Annotated in this window: 1 protein-coding gene (cut by a window edge); it reads right to left on the bottom strand. The window is 72.2% G+C overall.

Features of this window, described 5'->3' with window-relative positions; all coding sequences use genetic code 11:
- Nucleotides 1–19,074 carry the start of a scabin-related ADP-ribosyltransferase gene (locus NV263_RS10245; protein ID WP_263252514.1) on the bottom strand. 23,808 nt of this gene lie to the left of the window's left edge, so only the first 19,074 of its 42,882 coding nucleotides appear in the window; it begins with the start codon at nt 19,072–19,074; the stop codon falls past the left edge of the window.

Here is a 19,074-nt window from a genome sequence, read left to right as displayed (position 1 = left end):
CGGGTCGATGTCCCGCCACGCCTCCGACGTGGTGTCGAAGACGCCCGCGCGCAGCACCTCGCCCGTCTCTGGATCCCGGACCTCGTAGGAGCCGTCCCTATCGATGATCAGAGCCATCCGGCCCTGTCGGTCGAACAGCCGCATCCGCCCGTCGGAAAGCTCCCCCGCGACCCGCCAGGGCACCCAGCTCGTCCACGCCGGGTCCGCGGTGTCCGGCAGGTTCAACCGGCCCTCACCGGCCGGGTCGAAGTACGGGTTCGGGACGAACCGGTCCTCATCGTCCAGCGGGACCGCGCCTTCGACGAACCGCAGCTGGACACCACCCGCGAACGCGATCTCCCGCTCCTCCACGCGTTCGTCGGCGATCGGGCCCAGTGTCGCGTTCACGTCGATACCACCGGGCGCCCGGACGACGTAGCGATACCCGTCCGTCGCGTGTTCCTCGTCCGCACCGGGTAGTTCCGGCAGAGCTCTCCGGCTGGCCCCCACGTACATCGAGCGGACACCGCCGCCGTCAACGTAAGAGGCGAGGTCCACGTTCACCGGCGCCCCGCCGTGAACGAGGGGGTGGCGGTTGTCGAGGTTCTGCGGGGCGAACCCGCCGGCGTGTGCGATGTCCCGCGGTTCCCTCCGGTCGTTGCGGTAGAGCACGTCGTTGTCGGTGCGCCACAGCGGCGGAGGGGAGATCTCGCCCTGCACGTTCGGATCCAGCGCGGCGGTCAGCGCGTTCTCCGGCCGCTGCGCACTGGGCTCGTACTGCTCGACCGGAAGCCGGGCGTGCACCGGGCTGATCGTGATCAGCTTGCCCTCCGGATCGATCCCTCGGAGGTCCGTCCGGTACCACCGGAACCCGGGTTGGCCGTTGTCCACGCCGGGGTGCAGCACACCCAACAACGTCGAACCGGGAGCGGTGGGGGTGATGCGCACGATGCCGTCCGGCGACACGGACCGGAACCAGCGGCCGTCCGTGCTGAGCTGCGTCACGTCACCCGACGGCAGGCGTGTCGGCTCCTGCCAGCGGACCGCCACCCGGTACGGGATCTGCTCAGCCCGCCAATCCTCCGGTGCCTCGCGCTCCGAGACGTGCATCCGCACAAGACCGCTGTGGTCGCTGCGCACCGCCCAGCCACCTTGGCTCTGCAGCTCCAGATGACCGCCTGGCAACTCGATCCGAGCCCCACCCGGTACCGCCGACCACGGCCCGCGGAACGCCGCGCCGGTCCCGTCGGTGACGACCGCGTGGCCCGTGCGGTGGTCGAGCCACAGCGACCCGAACCGCACACCCCCGGTCCCGAACAGCCCGGCCCGCTGCTCCACCACCTGCCGTGTCGACTCGTCGAACCGCATGTAGTCACCGGTCGTCGGATCCACCAACCGGAACTCGGCCGGCGACTCCTGCTGCCAGGCCCACCACACCTGCGAACCGTCCAGACCGCGCAGGACCGCCCATCCCGAATCCGGGTTCACCAGCACCGAACCGAACGACAGGGCCAACCGCCCCCACACCGCACCACTGGCGTCGCGCTCCACGGCGTCCCAGCGCAGCGCGGCCGACGCGCCTCGCCCAGCGGACCGGGAAGACTCACCCGGCCCGCCTTCCGACGGGAACGCCGCGTCCCCCGGCGCACCACCGAAACCACGCGGACGCGTCCCCGAACCCCGATACAGATCCGTTTCCCGCAACTCACGGGCCAGCCGCCGCGCGGCCTCCTCACCCTCACGCTCCAACAGATCCGCGATCCGCCCCAAGTTCCGCTCGTGGGCCTCACGAGCCGCACCAGCCTCGCCGGAACCGACACCGACATAGTGCAGATTCATCTCACGAGCGATCTGCCGAGCACGCTCGACCGCCGACGGAACCTGACCCGCACGCCACTTGCCCTTCTCCCACCGCGTCGGACCACCCCCGGCGGACGAGGACGACTCACCGGCCGACCCGTGCGGCTGGACATGGCGATCCTGTCCCTGCCCACCCGGCCCCGGTTCGAAAGAACCCGGCTCAACGGCCGCCGACTCCACAGACGGTCCCCGGCCGGAAGAAGCCCCTCCCCCCGGCCTGAGCTGAGTCCCGGCCTCGCGCAACAGCATACGGACCGTTTCGCGGGAGAACCGCTCCCTAGCCGCCAACTCCCGGAGGGAAAGGCCCTCGTTCTCGTAACCGGCCCTCAACCGCGCCGCCAACTCCCGACGCCCCACAGAACCAGGCCCAGGCACGGACAAGGACAGATGCGGTGCCGGCCTCATACGAGTCTCGGCCTCGCGCAACAGCCGACGGACCGTTGTTTTGGGGATCTGCTCCCTAGCCGCCAAATCGATGGTGGAGAGGCCCTCCTCGTAACCGGTCCTCAACCGCGCCGCCAACTCCCGACGCCCCACAGAACCAGCCCCAGGCACAGACAAGGAACGATCCCCTGCCGGCCTCATGCGAGCCCCGGCCTCCCGCAACAGCCTACGGACCGTTTCGTGGGAGATCTGCTCCCTAGCCGCCAAATCGATGGTGGAGAGGCCCTCTTGCTCGTAATCGGTCCTCAACCGCACCGCGTACTCCCGACGCTCCGCCGACCCCGGTCCTGGGACTCTCCGTCCCTCGGCACCGGTCGAACCAGCGCCCTGCTGGCCGCCGCCAACAGGACCGGCCTCCCCCGGGACACCAGCGGCGAACGGATCACCCTCGACGCCCGGCAGAACCTCGCCGACCTGGCCAGCAGCAGGCCGCTGACCACCGGCATCCGCGGACGCGGGTTCAGACACGGGGTACGGGTTCGGATCGTGCCCGGACGCAACGTCCATCGGCTCGCCGCCGACCCACTCCGACGCGTCGAACAACGCGGAAGGCTCCGGAGGTACCTGCGGCCCGGCGTTCTCGGACGCGGACTCCCGCCACAGCGCGATCTGGCGCCACTCCGGCGACTCGGTATCGAAGACGCCCGCGCGCAGCAGCTCGTCCGTCTCGGGATCCCGCACCTCGTACGAGCCATCCCGACCGATGATCAGAGCCATCCGGCCCGACCGGTCGAACAGCCGCATCCGCCCGTCGGAAAGCTCTCCGGCGGCCTGCCAGGGCACCCAGCTCGTCCAGGCCGGATCCCGAGTGTCCGGCAGGTTCAGGCGCCCCTCACCGGCCGGGTCGAAGTACGGGTTCGGGATGAACCGGTGCTGCGCCCCCATCGGAACCGCGCCCGCCACGAACCGCAGCTGGATACCGCCCACGAAAACGATCTCCCGTTCGTCCGCGCTGTCGTGGGCGATCGGACCCAACGTCGCGTTCACGTCGATGCCGCCGGGGGCCTGGATGACGTAGCGATAGCCGTTCGTCGCGCGCTCCACGTCTCCGCCGGGCATTCCGGGCAGCGCGGCCGACCTCGTGGTACTCACGTACATCGAGTGGCTACCGCCCGCGTGCGAGGCGAGGTCCACGTTCCCCCATACTCTTTGTTCCCGAATGTTGTCGAGGTAGTGGAAATTGGCGGTGTTTCGCGGGGAGAACCCGCCGGCGAGTGCGATGTCCCGCGGTTCACTCAGGTCGTTGCGGTAGAGCACGTCGTTGTCGGTGCGCCACATCGGCGCGGGGACGATCTCGCCGCGCACCGGGACCAGCGCGGCCACCAGCGCGTTGTCCGGCCGCTCCGGGCTGGGCTCGTGCTGCTCGACCGGATGGCGGGACGTCACCGGACGGTCCGTGATCGCGAACCCCTCGGGGTCGTGTCCCACCACGTCCGACCGGTACCACCGGAATCCTGGTCGACCGTCGTCGATGCCGAGGCGCAGCACGCCCATCAGCGTCGAACCGGGGGAGGTGGGGGTAATGCGCACGATGCCGTCCGGCGACACGGACCGGAACCAGCGGCCGTCCGTGCTGAGCTGCGTCACGTCATCCGACGGCAGGCGTGTCGGCTCCTGCCAGCGGACCGCCACCCGGTACGGGATCTGCTCGTACCGCCACGTCTCCGGCGCCACCAGATCCGAGACGTCCGTCCGCATGAGTCCACTGTGGTCGGCTCCCACCGTCCAGCCGCCGTGGCTCCGCAACTCCAGGTGCCCACCCGGCAGATCGATCCGGGCCCCGTTCGGATCCAGCGACCACGGCCCGCGGAACGCCGCGCCGGTCCCGTCGGTGACGACCGCGTGGCCCGTGCGGTGGTCGAGCCACAGCGACCCGAACCGCACACCGCCGGGTGCCGCGAACAGCCCGGTCCGCTCTTCCACCATCCTCGGCGTCGAGCCGGCGAATCGCATGTAGTCACCGGTGTCCGGATCCACCAGCCGGAACTCGCCCGGCGAATCCTGTTCCCAGCGCCACTCCACCGCGGAACCGTCCAGGCCGTGGAGGATCGCCCGGCGCGCGGCCGGGTCCACCGACACGAAACCGATCGGACGCCCCACGGCGTCGGCGAGGGGCATCCCCTGCTCCACCGCCGCCCCGGTGGAGTCGTACTGGACGGGATCCCCGCCGGGTTGCAGGGGCGCTTCCTCCGGCCGTGCGTCGACGATCTCCCGCCACTGCCCCGAGGCGGTGTCGAAGACGCCCGCGTCCAGCACCTCGCCCGTCTCGGGATGCTGTACTTCGTAGGAACCATCCCGACCGAGCACCAGGGCCATGCGCTCCGGCTCGTCGAAACGCACCATCCGCCCATCCGGAAGCGCCTCCGGCGCCCGCCAGGACACCCACTCCATCCAGTCCGGATCACCCGGGGTCGGCAGGTTCAACCGCCCCTCACCAGCCGGGTCGAAATACGGGTTCGGGATGAACCGGTCCTCGTCGGACAACGGGTGGGCGCCCTCGACGAACCGCAGCTGCACCCCGCCCGGGAAGACCACCTCGCGCTCCTCGGGACCGGCCACCGCCGGGCCCAGCGTCGCGTTCACGTCCACTCCGCCCGGAGCGCGGATCACGAAGCGGAAACCCACGGCCAGGTCGTCGTTGTCCGTCGCGTTGCCCTGCTTGGGCAACACCGCCGACCGGCTCGCCCCGACGTACATCGAGTGCTCGCCCTCGTTGGCGTACCAGGCGAGGTCCACGCTCGCACCCGGCTTGCCCTCGACGTCGTCCTCCGTCCGCGGGCGGTAACCGTTGTCCGCTGCCCACGGGCGGAACCCACCGTCCGAAGCGATCTCCCGCAACGACCGCTCGTCGGTGCGGTACAACGGTTCCACATCGGTGCGCCACAACGGCGGGGGCACGATCCGCCGCGGATCGGCGGGCACCAGCGCCACGTGGCGCGGATCCACCGGCGGCCGCGGGGACACCGCGTGCTCCTCCACGGGGTGTCCACCGTGGACCGGGGTCCTGCCCACGGGAGTGCCGAGTGGGGACTGCGGAGTCGCGAGATCCACGCGGTACCACTGCCACATCGGGCTGTCCTCGTCCGACTCGGCCGGAGTCAGCAGCGCGGTCAGCGGGGACGGGCCACCGTCGGACGTGGCGGGAGCGATCCACGTGTTCCCGTCCGGGAACGCGGTCCGGGTCCAACGACCGTCCACGCTGACCTGGGCCACGGTTCCGTCGGGGGAGAACCGGGGGGTCTGCCACTGCACGGGTTCCTGGTAAGGCATGTCGTCGTAGCGGGGGTCCGGCAGGTACTGCGGTTCCGGAGGGATCGACTGGACCGTCCCAGGTGCTTCCACCAGCTCGCCGGTGTCCGCGTCCAACACCAGGTCCTCCCCCAGGACGGTGATGCGCACGGTGTCGTCCTCACCGGGGGACCAGGGGCCGGTGTACGCCGCACCCGTCGCATCGGTGAGGACGGCCCTGCCGGTGGTGAAGTCGCGCCACAGAGACCCGAACCGGATCTCCCGCTCGGACTCCCCGTCGCCGGTCTCCAGCACCACGAGCATTCCCGACCGCTGCCCGACAAGCCTGCGCGTCGGCGCGTGGAACCGCATGTAGTCACCGGTCGTCGGGTCCACCAAGCGGAACTCGCCCGGCGACTCCTGCTGCCAGGCCCACCCCGCCTGCGAACCGTCCAGACCGCGGAGGACCGCCCGCCCCGAATCCGGGTTCACGAACACCGAACCGAACGACCGCCCGCCGGCGTCGAACAGGGCCAACCGCCCCCACATCGCACCACTGGCGTCGTGCGCCACGGCGTCCCAGCGCAGCGCGGCCGGGGCGCCCTGCACACCGGGCAACGCGGGGACCCCGCCAGGCTCACCCGGCGCGCTTCGCCCAGCGGACCGCGAGGACTCACCCGGACCCGACCAACCGCCATCGTCCCCCGGCGCACCACCGAAACCGCGCGGACGCGTCCCCGAACCCCGATACAGATCCGTTTCCCGCAACTCACGGGCCAGCCGCCGCGCGGCCTCCTCACCCTCACGCTCCAACAGATCCGCGATCCGCCCCAAGTTCCGCTCGTGGGCCTCACGAGCCGCACCAGCCTCGCCGGCACCGACACCGACATAGTGCAGATTCATCTCACGAGCGATCTGCCGAGCACGCTCGACCGCCGACGGAACCTGACCCGCACGCCACTTGCCCTTCTCCCACCGCGTCGGACCACCCCCGGCGGACGAGGACGACTCACCGGCCGACCCCCACGGACCCTGCACATCCGAACCCACCGACGGCCCCCGCCCGGAAGAAGCCCCTCCCCCCGGCCTGAGCTGAGTCCCGGCCTCGCGCAACAGCATACGGACCGTTTCGCGGGAGAACCGCTCCCTAGCCGCCAACTCCCGGAGGGAAAGGCCCTCGTTCTCGTAACCGGCCCTCAACCGCGCCGCCAACTCCCGACGCCCCACAGAACCAGGCTCAGGCACGGACAAGGACAGATGCGGTGCCGGCCTCATACGAGTCTCGGCCTCGCGCAACAGCCCATGGACCGTTGTTTGGGGGATCTGTTCCCTAGCCGACAACTCCCGGAGGGAAAGGCCCTCGTGTTCGTAATCGGTCCTCAACCGCGCCGCCAACTCCCGACGCTCCACAGAACCAGCCCCAGGCACAGACAAGGAACGAACCCCTGCCGGCCTCATGCGAGCCCCGGCCTCCCGCAACAGCCTACGGACCGCGCCGTAGGAGATCTTCTCCCTAGCCACCAACTCCTCGATGGTGAGACCCTCTTGCTCGTAACCGGCCTTCAACCGCGCCGCCAAAGCCCGACGCCCCACAGAACCAGCCCCAGGCACAGACAAGGAAAGATGCGGTGCCGGCCTCATACGAGTCCCGGCCTCCCGCAACAGCCCATGGACCGTTGTTTGGGGGATCTGTTCCCTAGCCGACAACTCCGGGATGGAAAGGCCCTCGTTCTCGTAATCGGTCCTCAACCGCGCCGCCAACTCCCGACGCTCCACCGACCCCCGTCGTGGGACTCTCCGCCTCTCGGCACCGCTCGAACCAGCGCCCTGCTGGCCGCCGCCAACAGGACCGGCCTCCCCCGGGACACCAGCGGCGAACGGATCACCCTCGACGCCCGGCACAACCTCGCCGACCTGGCCGACAGCAGCCCGATGACCACCGGCATCCTCGACGAGCAGCTGACCGGTGGCGGCATCGGTCACCCGCACCGACCCGTCGACCGCGACCTGCCGCACCCACCTGTCGTCCTCGCTGAACTGCACCAACTCGCCTGCCAGCGCGACCGGCTGCGCCCAACGCACTCCGTGGTCCAGCAGCGCCGCCGGCACACCCGACGACCGCCCGGACAACACCTCACCGGGATCGTGCAGCACCTGGTGCGTGTCCAGCCCCAGCACCAACTGCCCCACCGGGGACTGCACCACGACAGCCGACTCGTCCTCGGCCCACGACCCCCGGTGCACCGCTCCGGTCACGTCGGCGAACACCGCCTGCCCGGTGCGGAAGTCCTGTTCCAACCAACCCGCACGCTGTCCGGACCCGTCACCCAGCACGATCCCCGATCGTTGCCCGACGAATGCCCGCGACGAAGCGTCGAACCCGAGGAAATCGCCCGTGACCGGATCCACCAAGCGGAACTCGGCGTCCGACACCGGCTCCCAACGCCACACCGCAGCGGAACCGTCCGGGTCGCGCATGACCGCCTCCCGCGAGACCCGGTCCACGACCACGAACCCCAGCGGCTGCCGCGCGACGTCGAACAGAGTCATCCCCTGTTCCACCACCGCACCGGCGGAGTCGTGCCGGACGTAATCATCGGACTCCGACAGGTAGACAGCAGCCGAACCCGAGGACTCACCCGGCCCGCCTTCCGACGGGAACGCCGTGTCTCCGGGCGCACCACCGAAACCGCGCGGACGCGTCTGCCAACCCTCGTACAGCCGTTGGGAATCGCGCAGCTCCCGCGCGAACCGCCGTGCCGCTTCCTCGCCGTAGCGCTCGAAGCGGTCGGCGATGGCGTTGAGATTCCGCTCGTGGGCCTCCCGGTCTTCCGGGGCGAATCCGACGTGCTCCAGCTGTTCCTCGCGGGCGATCTCCCGCGAGCGCTGGTACGCCTCCGGGAATTCCCCTTCGCGCCACTTGCCCTTGTCGAACCGCGTCCGGCCGGTCACCGCCTCGTGCGGGGCGTAGTGCTCGTTGACCAGATACCAGTCCGGTTCGTCCGGATCGACCGCGCCCATGATGTGCTCGCGCCGGATGCCGCCGGGGAAGGCGATCTCGCGCTCGTGCGGGTGGTGCACCGACGGCCCGAGAGTGGCGTTGACGTCGATGCCGCCGGGCGCGTCGATGTCGTAGCGGAAGTCGCCGGGCTCCGACCAGTTCGGCGTGCGCGTGGTGCTCACGTACGTGGCCGGGATTCCGGTGGTGTGGTGGGTGAAGGTCACCAGGTCGACCACGTTGCCCGGGAAGTCCGGGATCGGCCAGCGGTTGTCCGGGTTGCGGGGGCGGAACCCGGTTTCGAAGATCTCCTCCACCGGTCGGTCGTCGAGCCGGTGCAGCAGCTCGGAGTCGGTCCGCCACAGCGGCGCCGGGATGAGCGCGTCGGGGTCGGGCCGCTCGACGGCGGCCTGCAGCGGGTCGAAGCCGGGATTCGCGCTCGGCTGGTGCTCTTCCACGGGATGGAGGCCACCGACGTCCGACCGGCCCACCCAGACGCCGTCCGGAGCGCTCGGGGAGGCGAGGTCGACGCGGTACCAGTCGTAGCGCGGTGCGACGACGGGCGGGTTGCCCCCGCGTCCGGGGGCCTTCACCTCGCGCACCAGCCTGCCGACCAGCTTGGCCGGCCCGTCGACCGCCTGCACGATGCTCACTTCGCCGTTCCGGTCGACGACTCGCCACCACCGGCCGTCCGCGCTGAGCTGCACCAGCTCCCCGTCGGCGGTCGCGGCCCACTCCGCCGACCAGCTCTCGGCGGGCGCGTAGTCGACGTCCCGGTCGAACGACCACTGCGGAGCGCTCTGCTGCGACGACGGGGCGAGGTGCACGGCGGGGGACGTGCGGTCTTCGTGGACGACGCCGTCTTGCGGGTCGACCACGACGTGACCGTCCAACGCCGGCAGCGTCACCGTCACCAGACCGTCGTCGTCGACCTGCCCGCGTCCCCGGTGAATCCGTCCGAGGCCGTCGGTGAGCAGGACATCACCGGTGCGCATGTCGCGCCACACCCGACCCCACGGCTCGTCCGATTCGGAGCTGGTCAGGCCGAAGCACTGGCGCACCGCCCGGTGGGTGGCCGCGTCGAAGTCCTGGTAGTCACCGGTGTCGGGATCCGCCAGCCGGAACCACCGGTCGGCGCCGTCGCCGCCGGTCGCGTAGTCCAACTCGACCAGCTCGTCGCGTTCGTCGACGTCGTGGCCCAGACGCGCTGTGGTGCGGCCGTCGCGGTGCTCCAGCACGAGGACGCCGGCCTCGTCGAACTCGTCGAAGAGGGTCAGCCGTTCCTCGACGACCGCGCCCTCGACGAGCAGACGCTCACCGATGCGGTGCCCGACCGGCGTGGTCGCGTCTTCGCCGGTCGGCTGGTCGGACCGCGCGGCCAGCGCGCGCGGGTCGTCGGCTTCCAGCGAGGTCGTGCGGAACGCGTTGCCGTGGGCCGCTTCGTGGTCCAACCAGTCCCCGGTCCGAAGATCGTCCGGTCCCCACAGTTCGTGGTAGTTGGAGAACCAGTCGGCGCGGTACTGCTCGGCGAGCCGGTCGAGTTCGGTGCGGTCCACCGCCCTGCCGGTGCTGAGCACGGCGAACTGGTCACCGGCCCGCGACAGCGCGGGCGTGGCCTCCGACTCGAACGCGAAGTGGGCGTCGAGCCCGCGCAGCAGGCCGTGCCGCTCGCGCCGCCAGGCCGCCATCCGCTCGGCGATCGTGCCGGGCTCGCCGAAGACCCGGTCGGCCGCCTCGCCGATCCGGGTCTGCAGCCCGCGGCGGACCCGGTCGACCGCCTCATCGGACAGCTGCCGGTCGGGCCGGCCACCGCTCCAGTCCGCGAGGGCCTCGGTCACCTGCCGGTGCACGTCCGCGACCGCGACGGACCTCGCCTGCGCGAGGACGACTTCGGCCTGCAGCCGTTGACCGTCGAGCAGTTCCGCGGTGGCGCGCTCCCAGCCGGCGACCCGGTCCGATTCGTCCACAGTGGAGTCCGGGCCGAAGACGCGGCGGAACTCCGCGTCGACGCGGTGGGCCAATCCCGCTCCCAGCCGGGCGCGGGCCGCGGCGTCGGGCTCGCGCAGGGCGGTGCCGAAGGTCTCGGTGAACTCGGCCCCGAACCTGGCCTCGGCGTCGCGCCACGCGCCGGCCGCGGCGTCCGCCGCGTCGAGGGCGCGGCGCACCGCCGCCTCGCGCGCGGCCTGCACCGCGAATCCGCGTGCCAGCCGGGCCGTTTCCTCCTCGAACGCGCGGTTCCACGTCTCCAGCGCGTCGTGCGCCTCGGTCGGCAGGTGCCGCGCCGACTCGGTGGAACCGAAGACCTCGCCGAACCGGTCGTCCAGGGCGGCGTGGTACTCGCGCCGCAGCTGGCGCAGGCTGGCCGCCGACAGCGGCTCCGCGCTCACCAGCAGGTCCTCGGGCAGCCCCTGGCGCGCTTGTTCATCGTCGCGCCAGGAATCGGCCAGCCGCGCGAACTCCCGCTCGGCGTGCGAGCGCGCGGTCTCGTAGCCCGCGCGCAGGTCGAGGTCCTGGAGCAGCTGACGCGTCATCTCGTTCAGCTCGGCAGCGGCCGCCGGGGCCTGTTCCCGAGCGTCCTCCGGGCGGTGGAACAGGCGTCGCACCCGTTCCTGCGCCTGCTCCTCGAACCGGGCGCGCGCGTGCTCGTGGAGCCGCGCCGCCGACTCCGGCGACAGGTCGAACTCGAACGGCACTCCGGACGCCCCGGCCACCTGGTGCCGCCACGTGGTGAACGCGCCCTCGAAGCGGCGCAGGGCTCGCGCGACGGCCGCCTGGCGCACGGCCTCCACCCGGAATGAGTCGTGCAGCCCGGCGAAGTCGGTGTCCTCCCCCTCGTGCACCCGTCGGCGCTCGTTCTCGCGGATCCGGCCCAGCACGTCGTCCGGCAGGTCGGGGTTCTCCCGCGACCACGCCTCGAACTCCGCGTCGAACCGCGCGTCGGCCTCGGCCCGCCGAGCGGCTTCGCGTTCGGCCTCGGCGAGTCGGGCGTCGTAGTCCCGGTGCAGCTGGCGTTGCGCCTGCTGCCACTGCGCAACCCTGGCGTCGTCGGCGGCGCCGTACGACGGCGCGTCGACCAGTTCCGGCTGCCGCGACGGCGCATCGTCAGCCGGGTCCGAAGTGGACTCCGTCTGGTGTTCGGCGGGCGTGCCGCTCCGGTCCCCGGGCTCCGCGGTGTTCTTGCCGTCCGGAGGGGAGTGCTCGGACGCCGCGGCAGCCGGTTCCCGCTGGTCCAGCCGTGCGACCCCCAGCGGGTCCCACTCACCGCTGCGGCGTTCGGACGCCTGCTGCGACGTGCCTTCGCCGTGGTCCTCCGCGCGCGTGCCCGGCTGCTCCGGCGGCTCCAGCCCCAGCTCGCGCAGGCCGGCCGCGTCGGTGCGCAGCACCGCGCCGCCCGGCTCGTGCACCGAGCGCGGGTTCGTCCAGGTCGCGGGCAGGTTGCTGCCCCGGTACTCGGGGGTGATGGTCCAGCTGACGTCGCTGTGCACCAGGTAGGTCGGCCCGTCCCAGGTGTGCTTGTCCTCAGTGGATGTGCCGCCGACCTCGTTGGTGTCGATGGCCTTCTGCTCCGCCGCCGGGCCCTTGGTCATGGCCTCGACGGTCAGGCGTCCCATCTCGCCGGGGGTGTTCACGGCCGGGTTGGTGTTCCACAACTCCCCGGCGTACGCGAACCGGCCGGACAGGCCGCCCGCCAGGGTCGTCTCGCGTGCGGTGCGGAGCTTGTCGCCGGTGGTGTGCCTGGTCTTGAAGGTGCCGCCGTCGGCCCCGACTCGGACGACGCGCGGGTTGTGCATCCGCGCGTGCACGGTCACCGACCTGATCGGCGAGTGGTTGAGCAGGCCCGCGTCGAGGTAGCCGTCCTCGTCGAGGCCGTCGATGCGGTAGCCGTCCGCGCTGATGGCTTCGCGGAACGCCGACGACAGCGCGCTGCGCGTGGTCATCGCCGAGACCCGGTGCCGCGTGGCCGTCGCGCCCGGCGGCAGCGACGGGGCCGCGGGGCCCTCCTCCCCGCGCAGACCGCCGTCGAGCACCGCGTGGATCTCGTCGCGCACCCGGTCGGTGCGGGCGGACACCCGGCTCGTCGCGGGCAGCTGGTGGGTCGGGGTGTCCCATCCGCCGGAGGGCTGCTGCGGCACCGGTGGCTGCGTTTCGGTGAGGGGCAGCGCGTCGTGCTCGGGCACGGACTGCCGGACGGCGTCGGTGATGGTCCCGAGGTGCACCGTGTCGACGAGTTCGGAGGTCGCCGGGAAGTACCGGTCCAACAGGCCCAGCGACAGGGTTTGCGGAATCCTGCCCCACCCGGCGGTCTTCTCGATGGTGAGGGTGAGGTTCAGGTCGTGCGAGAACGTCACGGTGGCGTCGCCGTGGTCGCCGCTGAACTCGCTTCTCGCCGTCCTGGTGCGTTCCGCGGTGTCCTTCGTCGTGGAACTGCCCTCCCCGACGCCCGCGGGTCCGGGGTTGCGCTGGATCTGCGCGTTGGGCAGCACGGAGAACACCCCGTGCAACTGCCCGGTTTCGGTCGTGGTGGTGTCGTCCCGCTCGACTTCCTCGCGCGTGGCCGTGGACTGCTCGCCCAGCTCCCACCGGTCCGAGCGGCCCACCGGCCTGCCGTCGCCCTGGGTGCCGCGCAACGTCAGGGTGATGTCCGTGCGCCCCAACGGGCCGGCGAAGTGGTACGTCGTGCGGATGCCCCCGCCGACGATGTCGGAGTACAGCGCGTCCAGGCCCTTGGGCGCCAGTGCGGGGAAGAACCGGGCTCGCACCGCGGAGTCCACCCGTCCGGCGCTGGGGTCGATGAGCCAGTCGTGCAGGAAGGACGCGGCGTCGGCCGCTTTCCGGTACAGCGACTGGACGAAGTTCTGCCGGGCCTGCTCAGGGACCTGCTCCGGGCGGAGTGCGTCGAGCGCTTCCTCGATGCGCCCGACGAGGTTGCGGGTGACCTCGGGGCGCACGCTGATCCAGCCGTCCCCGAACGCGGCGTAGGGCGGTTCTTGGAAGCGGCCGCCCTCGAACATCGGCGCCGGGTCCTCGGCCGGCCGGTCGATGTGCCACGTGACGTCCTGCGGGCTGCCGATCTGGTGGATCTGGTCGGCCGGGACCCACACGCGCACCGCGTCGCCCTTGTCGACCTGCGAGTGCGTCCACGTCGATCCGCTGAACACGTCACCGACGAAGGCGTTGACGTGTTCGGTGTTGCGTCCGCCGAGCACGATGCTGGCGTCGTAGGAGACGAGGTAGGCGGGCCCGGTGTAGGTGCGCACGCGCGAGCTCTCGTGCTGGTGGCCGACCGACGTCCCGGCCCCGGTTTGCTCGGTGCGCGTGTTCACGCCCTGCGGCACGGCGGTGCCGGAGGCGGTCATCCGCATGTTGGAGCGGACGTCCACGCTGATCTCGCTGGTGTTCTTCGCGGTCGTGCCGTGACTGGTCACGCCGGTGTTCTTCGCGGTGACCGACAGTTCGATCCGCTCGGCTCGGTCGATGACCTTCGGGTTGCTCAGCGTGGTCCGCAGGGACGCCTCGCCGAGGCTGTCGCTGTAGCCGCTGAGCAGCTCGCCCTGCCGGTACCGCTCGGCCTGGACGCGGTAGGTGCCGGTCACCGCGCGGTCGAGGTTGGCGGCGATCTCGGGAGCCGAGGTGAACGCGTGCACCCTGTTGGTGGCGAGCACGCTGTCATCACCGAGGTACCGCAGCGGGTCACGGGCCGCCGCCTCGTCCCCGAGCCCGTCGAACGCCTTGATCTCCCGCAGCACCTGGTCGGTCAGGCCGCGCGGGAGGTCCAAGCTGTGCACCGCGTAGTCGTCGGGCAGCGACGCCGGCCGCCAGCCCTCCGGTCGCGCCGGCTCGCCGGCGCGCACGCGGCGGAAGTGGCCGGGTTGCGGGTTTTCGGCGGGCGTGCCGCCGGGTGGGCGGGTTCCGGCCGCGACCTGGACGGTGACGCGGTCGTCCAGCTCGTGGCGGACGCTGCCGTTCGGGCCGAACACCTCGATCTCGTAGTGCACCTGCTGGGTGTACTCGTGCAGGTTCCCGGCCTTCCACGACACGGTGCTCTCGTGCCCTGCGGCGACGGTCGAGGTGTGTTCGGCGTCGCCGAACTTCTTCGCGTACGTGCCGGAGACCTGGACGGCGCGGACGCCGGTCCGGCCGGTCGGCACCGTCCCGCCGAATCCGCCGGCCCCCGTCCAGTTCCCCTGGGCTGTCGCGGTGTGCTCGTCCCCGGCCGCCGCCGTGAGCTCGCTGGTGAGCTCGCCGCGCACCGGAACCGGTCCGGACTCGTACCGCCCCGGGGTGGCGCGCAGGCGCACCCACACGTGCTCGGTCGACCGCGAGGTCCCGGCGTGGGTCTCCCGTTCCAGCGGGAATGCCCAGCCGTCCCCGGCGAGTTCGGTGGCGTGCGCGGCGAACGCCTCGGGGGTGACGAGCGCGTTCACCCGCTCCGCGTTCCGGCTGACCAGCGGGCGCTGCTGGGCGGCCTCCTCGTGGCGCGGCAGGACCGTGCCGCCGAGGATCGAGGTCAGGGCGTCGGCGACCCGGTCGACTCCGCCGAAGCGGATGCGCCCCGCTCCGAACACGCTCAACAGCGAGATGGTGGCCAGCGGATTCCCCGCAGGATCGGCGTTCGCCGGGGTCTCCGGCGCGTCGTGACCCGGGTCCCGCCCGGTCCACCCGCTGTTCTCGGCGTCCTCACCGGTCATCCACACGGTTCCGGCCGAGTCCACGCGTTGCGGCGGGACGTCGAAGGATTCAGCGGTGTCGAGCGTCACGCGGACCCGGTAGTCCATCCCGGTGCTGAACCCGCGCACCGGCCCGGTGCTGGTGTGCTCGGTCGCCGCGAGCGTCGCGCTGGTGTTCTTCGCGGTGTGCTGGTCGCTGCCGGCACCGCCGATCCTGCCTTGCACGGAGGCCTCGCCGCGGGCACCGAACGAGAAGCCGCCCTCCGCGCTGGGGAAGGCGATCGCGGCACCGCCGCCCGAGCGGACGTCGGTGGCCTGCTTGGCGGTCTCGGAGGCGGCGTGCTCGGTCCTGGTGCCGGTGCCGCTGACGACCGCGGTGTCGGCCACGCCGTGCAGCGGCCGCGGCGAGCGCGGGGTGGCTTCCACCCGGACGGTGGCCGTGCGGGTCCTGCCGTGGTGCTGGTACTCCAAGGTCTTGCGGATCGTCCGCCCGGCGAGCAGGTCCTTGGACCGCACCGACAGGCCCGGCCCACTCACCAGGTCGCGCAGCGCGGTGCGGGCGGCGGTGCCGATGGCCGCGAGTTCGCGCCGCAGCGCGGAGCCCTCCGGCAGTGCCCGGACGACCTGGTCGAACAGGCCGGGTGGAGTGCTGAGATGGGCGGCCAGCACGTTCTCCGAGTGCGGGACGGGTCCCTCGACCGCGGCGGCCGGCGCCGGGGCGGCCTCCCGCACCGAGTCGGCGACGGACAGCTCCACTCCGGAGATCGCGGTCCCGCCACGGACCAGCGGTTCCCCACCGGCGCGCGTCGCGGTGACCTCATACCACAGGTCGTGCCCGGTGGTGTGCAGGTCGCCTTCCGGCACCACCGACGAGGAGCGCTGGACCCCGCTGTCGGTGCGGAACGACCAGCTCGGGGTGGTGCCTGCCTTGATGGTGGCGTTGGCCTCCACCGCGGACATCGGGTTGTGGGCCCCGGTGCCGAACATGCCGGTGAGCCCGACTCCCTTCTCCCGGCGCACCCCCGACGCGGAGCTGTCGGAGGTCGTGCCGTACTCGCCGGCGGCGGTGTCGATCTCGTTGTCGTCGTCGAGCACCGCACCGCCGCGCCGCCCGGGGGCCGCCTCGCCGATCGAGTGCGCCTCGCCGACGGGCCGGGCCCGCACGGTGACTTCGACGGCGTCGCCACCGTGCCCGAGGGACGAGGTGACGCCCTCTCCGGTGAGCGAGGGGAAGTGCTTCTTCAGCTCCACGTCGGAGAACGCGGCTTGGAACACCTCCCGCGCCTGCGGGGCGACGTCGAGTTCGGCGAGGACGCCGTCCAGGTCGGTGCGGAGCCCGCCGCCGTCGACTCGCTCGGCCGCGGCCAGGTTCAGCGACAGCAGCTCGCGCATCCGCCGGGTGCCCGGGGACGACGGCGGTTCGGGTGCCGGACCCGACTGGTCCGCCCCGGTCATGTCGATCGCGACGTGCGGCGGGCGCTCGGGCCCCGCGGTCGTCGGCGGCTGCTGCGGCGTCGGGGTGGACTGCTGCGGGGTCGTGCGTTCGGTGGTCGGGGAGGTGGAGTCAGGGGACGCGCTCGACGACGTGGCCTGTGGGGGCGCGTTGCGGTCGGCGGTCGGCCTGGTCTGGTTCGTCGCCGGGGTGCCGGTCGAGGTCGCGGCGCCCTGCGTGCTCCGGTCGGCGGTCGTCTCGCGCGGCGTTCCGGGGGTGGTGGGCACCGTGGACGGCGCATCCGAGGACGAGGTCGTGGGCACCGTCGGCGAGGGGCTGTGCGAGGTGGTGCGCGGCTGCAGGAACGCCCGGTCGAAGCCGGTGCCGCGCGGGCTGTCGGCCGGGCCTGCCTGCGCGGCGCCGGGCTCGCGGGTCACCGCCGGTGGCGGCGGCTGCGGCGGCATCATCGGTGGTGGCGCGACGGCGCCGGTGCCCTGCTGGGCGTGCTCGGACGTGGTGTTCCCGTCGTGGGCGGGTGTCGACGTGGTGTGCGGCGCCGGGGTGGTCTCCGCGTGCTGCTGGGCGCCGGACGAGCTCGGGGCGCGCTCAGTGGTGGAGCCCTGAGCGGTGCCGTGCGGCTGCTCGGACGCGGTTTCCCGCGTGGTGTGCTGGTCGTGCGCGGGCACCGCCTGGTGCGCGGTCGGCTCGTCGCCACCGGTGGAGTGCTGGGTCGGGGTGCCGGAATGCGCCACGGGAGCTGAACTGTCCTGAGTGGACGAGCTACCGGTGACGGACCCCGAGTCGCCGCTGGAGGCAGTCGGGCTCCGCAGCTGGTCCCCCGACACGTGCTCGCGTCCCGCGCCCGGGTGCTGCGCGCCGTGCTGAGTCCGCTCATCCCCGGCGGAATCCTGAGTGGACACGTCCGCGTCGCCGGACGCGGGGTGCCGGTGCGGCGCGTTCTCCACAGTGGACGAGTGCTCGCCCGGCATCGCGCCCTGGTGGGCCGCCGCTTCGCCCGACGCCGCTTCCTGCGGCCCGTGCGCGTCGGTCGTGGTCGGCGAGGTGGCGTCCTGCCCCGGTGCCACCGCCCCGCCCGACGAGGTGGCCACCGGGGTCGCGGTGTCCCGCACGCCGCTCGGGTCCTGGGTGGCCGCCGCCGCGTCCGGGGTTGCGGCGTGCTGCGTGGTGGACGGCTCGCCGACGTCCGATGACGTGCCCTGGTGGGTCGCCGGGACGGTGTGCTCCGACTGCCCCGGCGATGTCGCTGAATCCGCCCCGGACGTGGCCGGAGCCGTCTGCTGGCCCTGCTGGGCCGCCTCCTGACCCTGCTGAGCCGCATTCTGGCCCTGGTGGGCCGTGTCCTGACCCTGCTGGGCCGTCTCGCCCGAGGACGACGTCGCCACCGGCGATTCGGCGTCCTGCGCCTGGGCGGGGCCGCCGGACTCCGTCTGCACCGCGGTGTCCACCGGTCCGGCCGACTGCGTGGCCGGGGTGTTCTGCACGGCCGTGCCGTCCGCGGATACTTCGGTGCCGCGCGCGGCGTCGGCAGCGTCAGCGGAGGATTTCTCCGGTACGTGGGAGGTGGCTTTGCCCCCGCCGAGACGGCTGAAACCGCCCGCCATCGCCGAGGAGAACGCGTAGTTGTCCAGGTCCTCCCCGCCGACCACCTCGTGGCTCGCCGCGGCGGCGCCGTACCCGGCGGCACCCTGGGCCGCCGCGCCGATCGTCGCCCCGGCCGCCTGCCCAGCGCGGGTGCCCATGGCGTCCTGCGCCGCCTTGCTGAGGGTGCCCCGCAGCGCGGCGCGGCCGAGCGCCTGTGTCCCGCTCTGCACGACGCCACCGCCGACACCACCGAACGCGCTGCTGACCGCGGCCGCGCCGATGCTCTGGGTGTCCCACTCGGTGCGCTGCCCGCCCCTCAGCTGGGCGCCCTGGACCGCCACCTCGGTGCCGGTTCCGAGCACCTCACCGATCGCGACGTTGGTCACGACGTTCTTGGAGACGTTGGCCACCACGCCCCGGATGATCGCCCCGATCGCCACGCGCGCCGTCGCCACGACACCGCCGGTGATGGCCCCGCCGATGATCGGGATGAATGTGGCCAACAGCGACGCGGCGACGAAGCCGAGCTGGACACCGATGCTGATCTTGGCCTTCTGGATGTCGGCCGCGGTGTTGCGCGCCTGGTCCGACAGCTGCTGGGCGGTCTGCTTGAGCTGCTCCAGGCTGTCGATGACCTTGCTGTCGGCGTAGTTGCGGTAGGCGTCGGCGAGCTGGCCCCGCATGTGCTGCGAGACGCCGTTCGCCGAGTCCCGCACCGCGGTCTCCAGCTCCTCGATCGCCCGGACCATCTCCTGCCAGTGGTCGGCGATCCGGTTCAGCCCGTCCTGGTCGCCCTCGGGCCAGGACTGGCCTCCGACGACTTTGAGGGCCTCCTGCAATGCTGGGGGGAGATCACTGGGCAT

This window comes from Saccharopolyspora rosea (genome assembly GCF_025643595.1).
Lineage (GTDB): Bacteria > Actinomycetota > Actinomycetes > Mycobacteriales > Pseudonocardiaceae > Saccharopolyspora > Saccharopolyspora rosea.
This window is presented reverse-complemented; position numbering and strand designations above follow the sequence as displayed.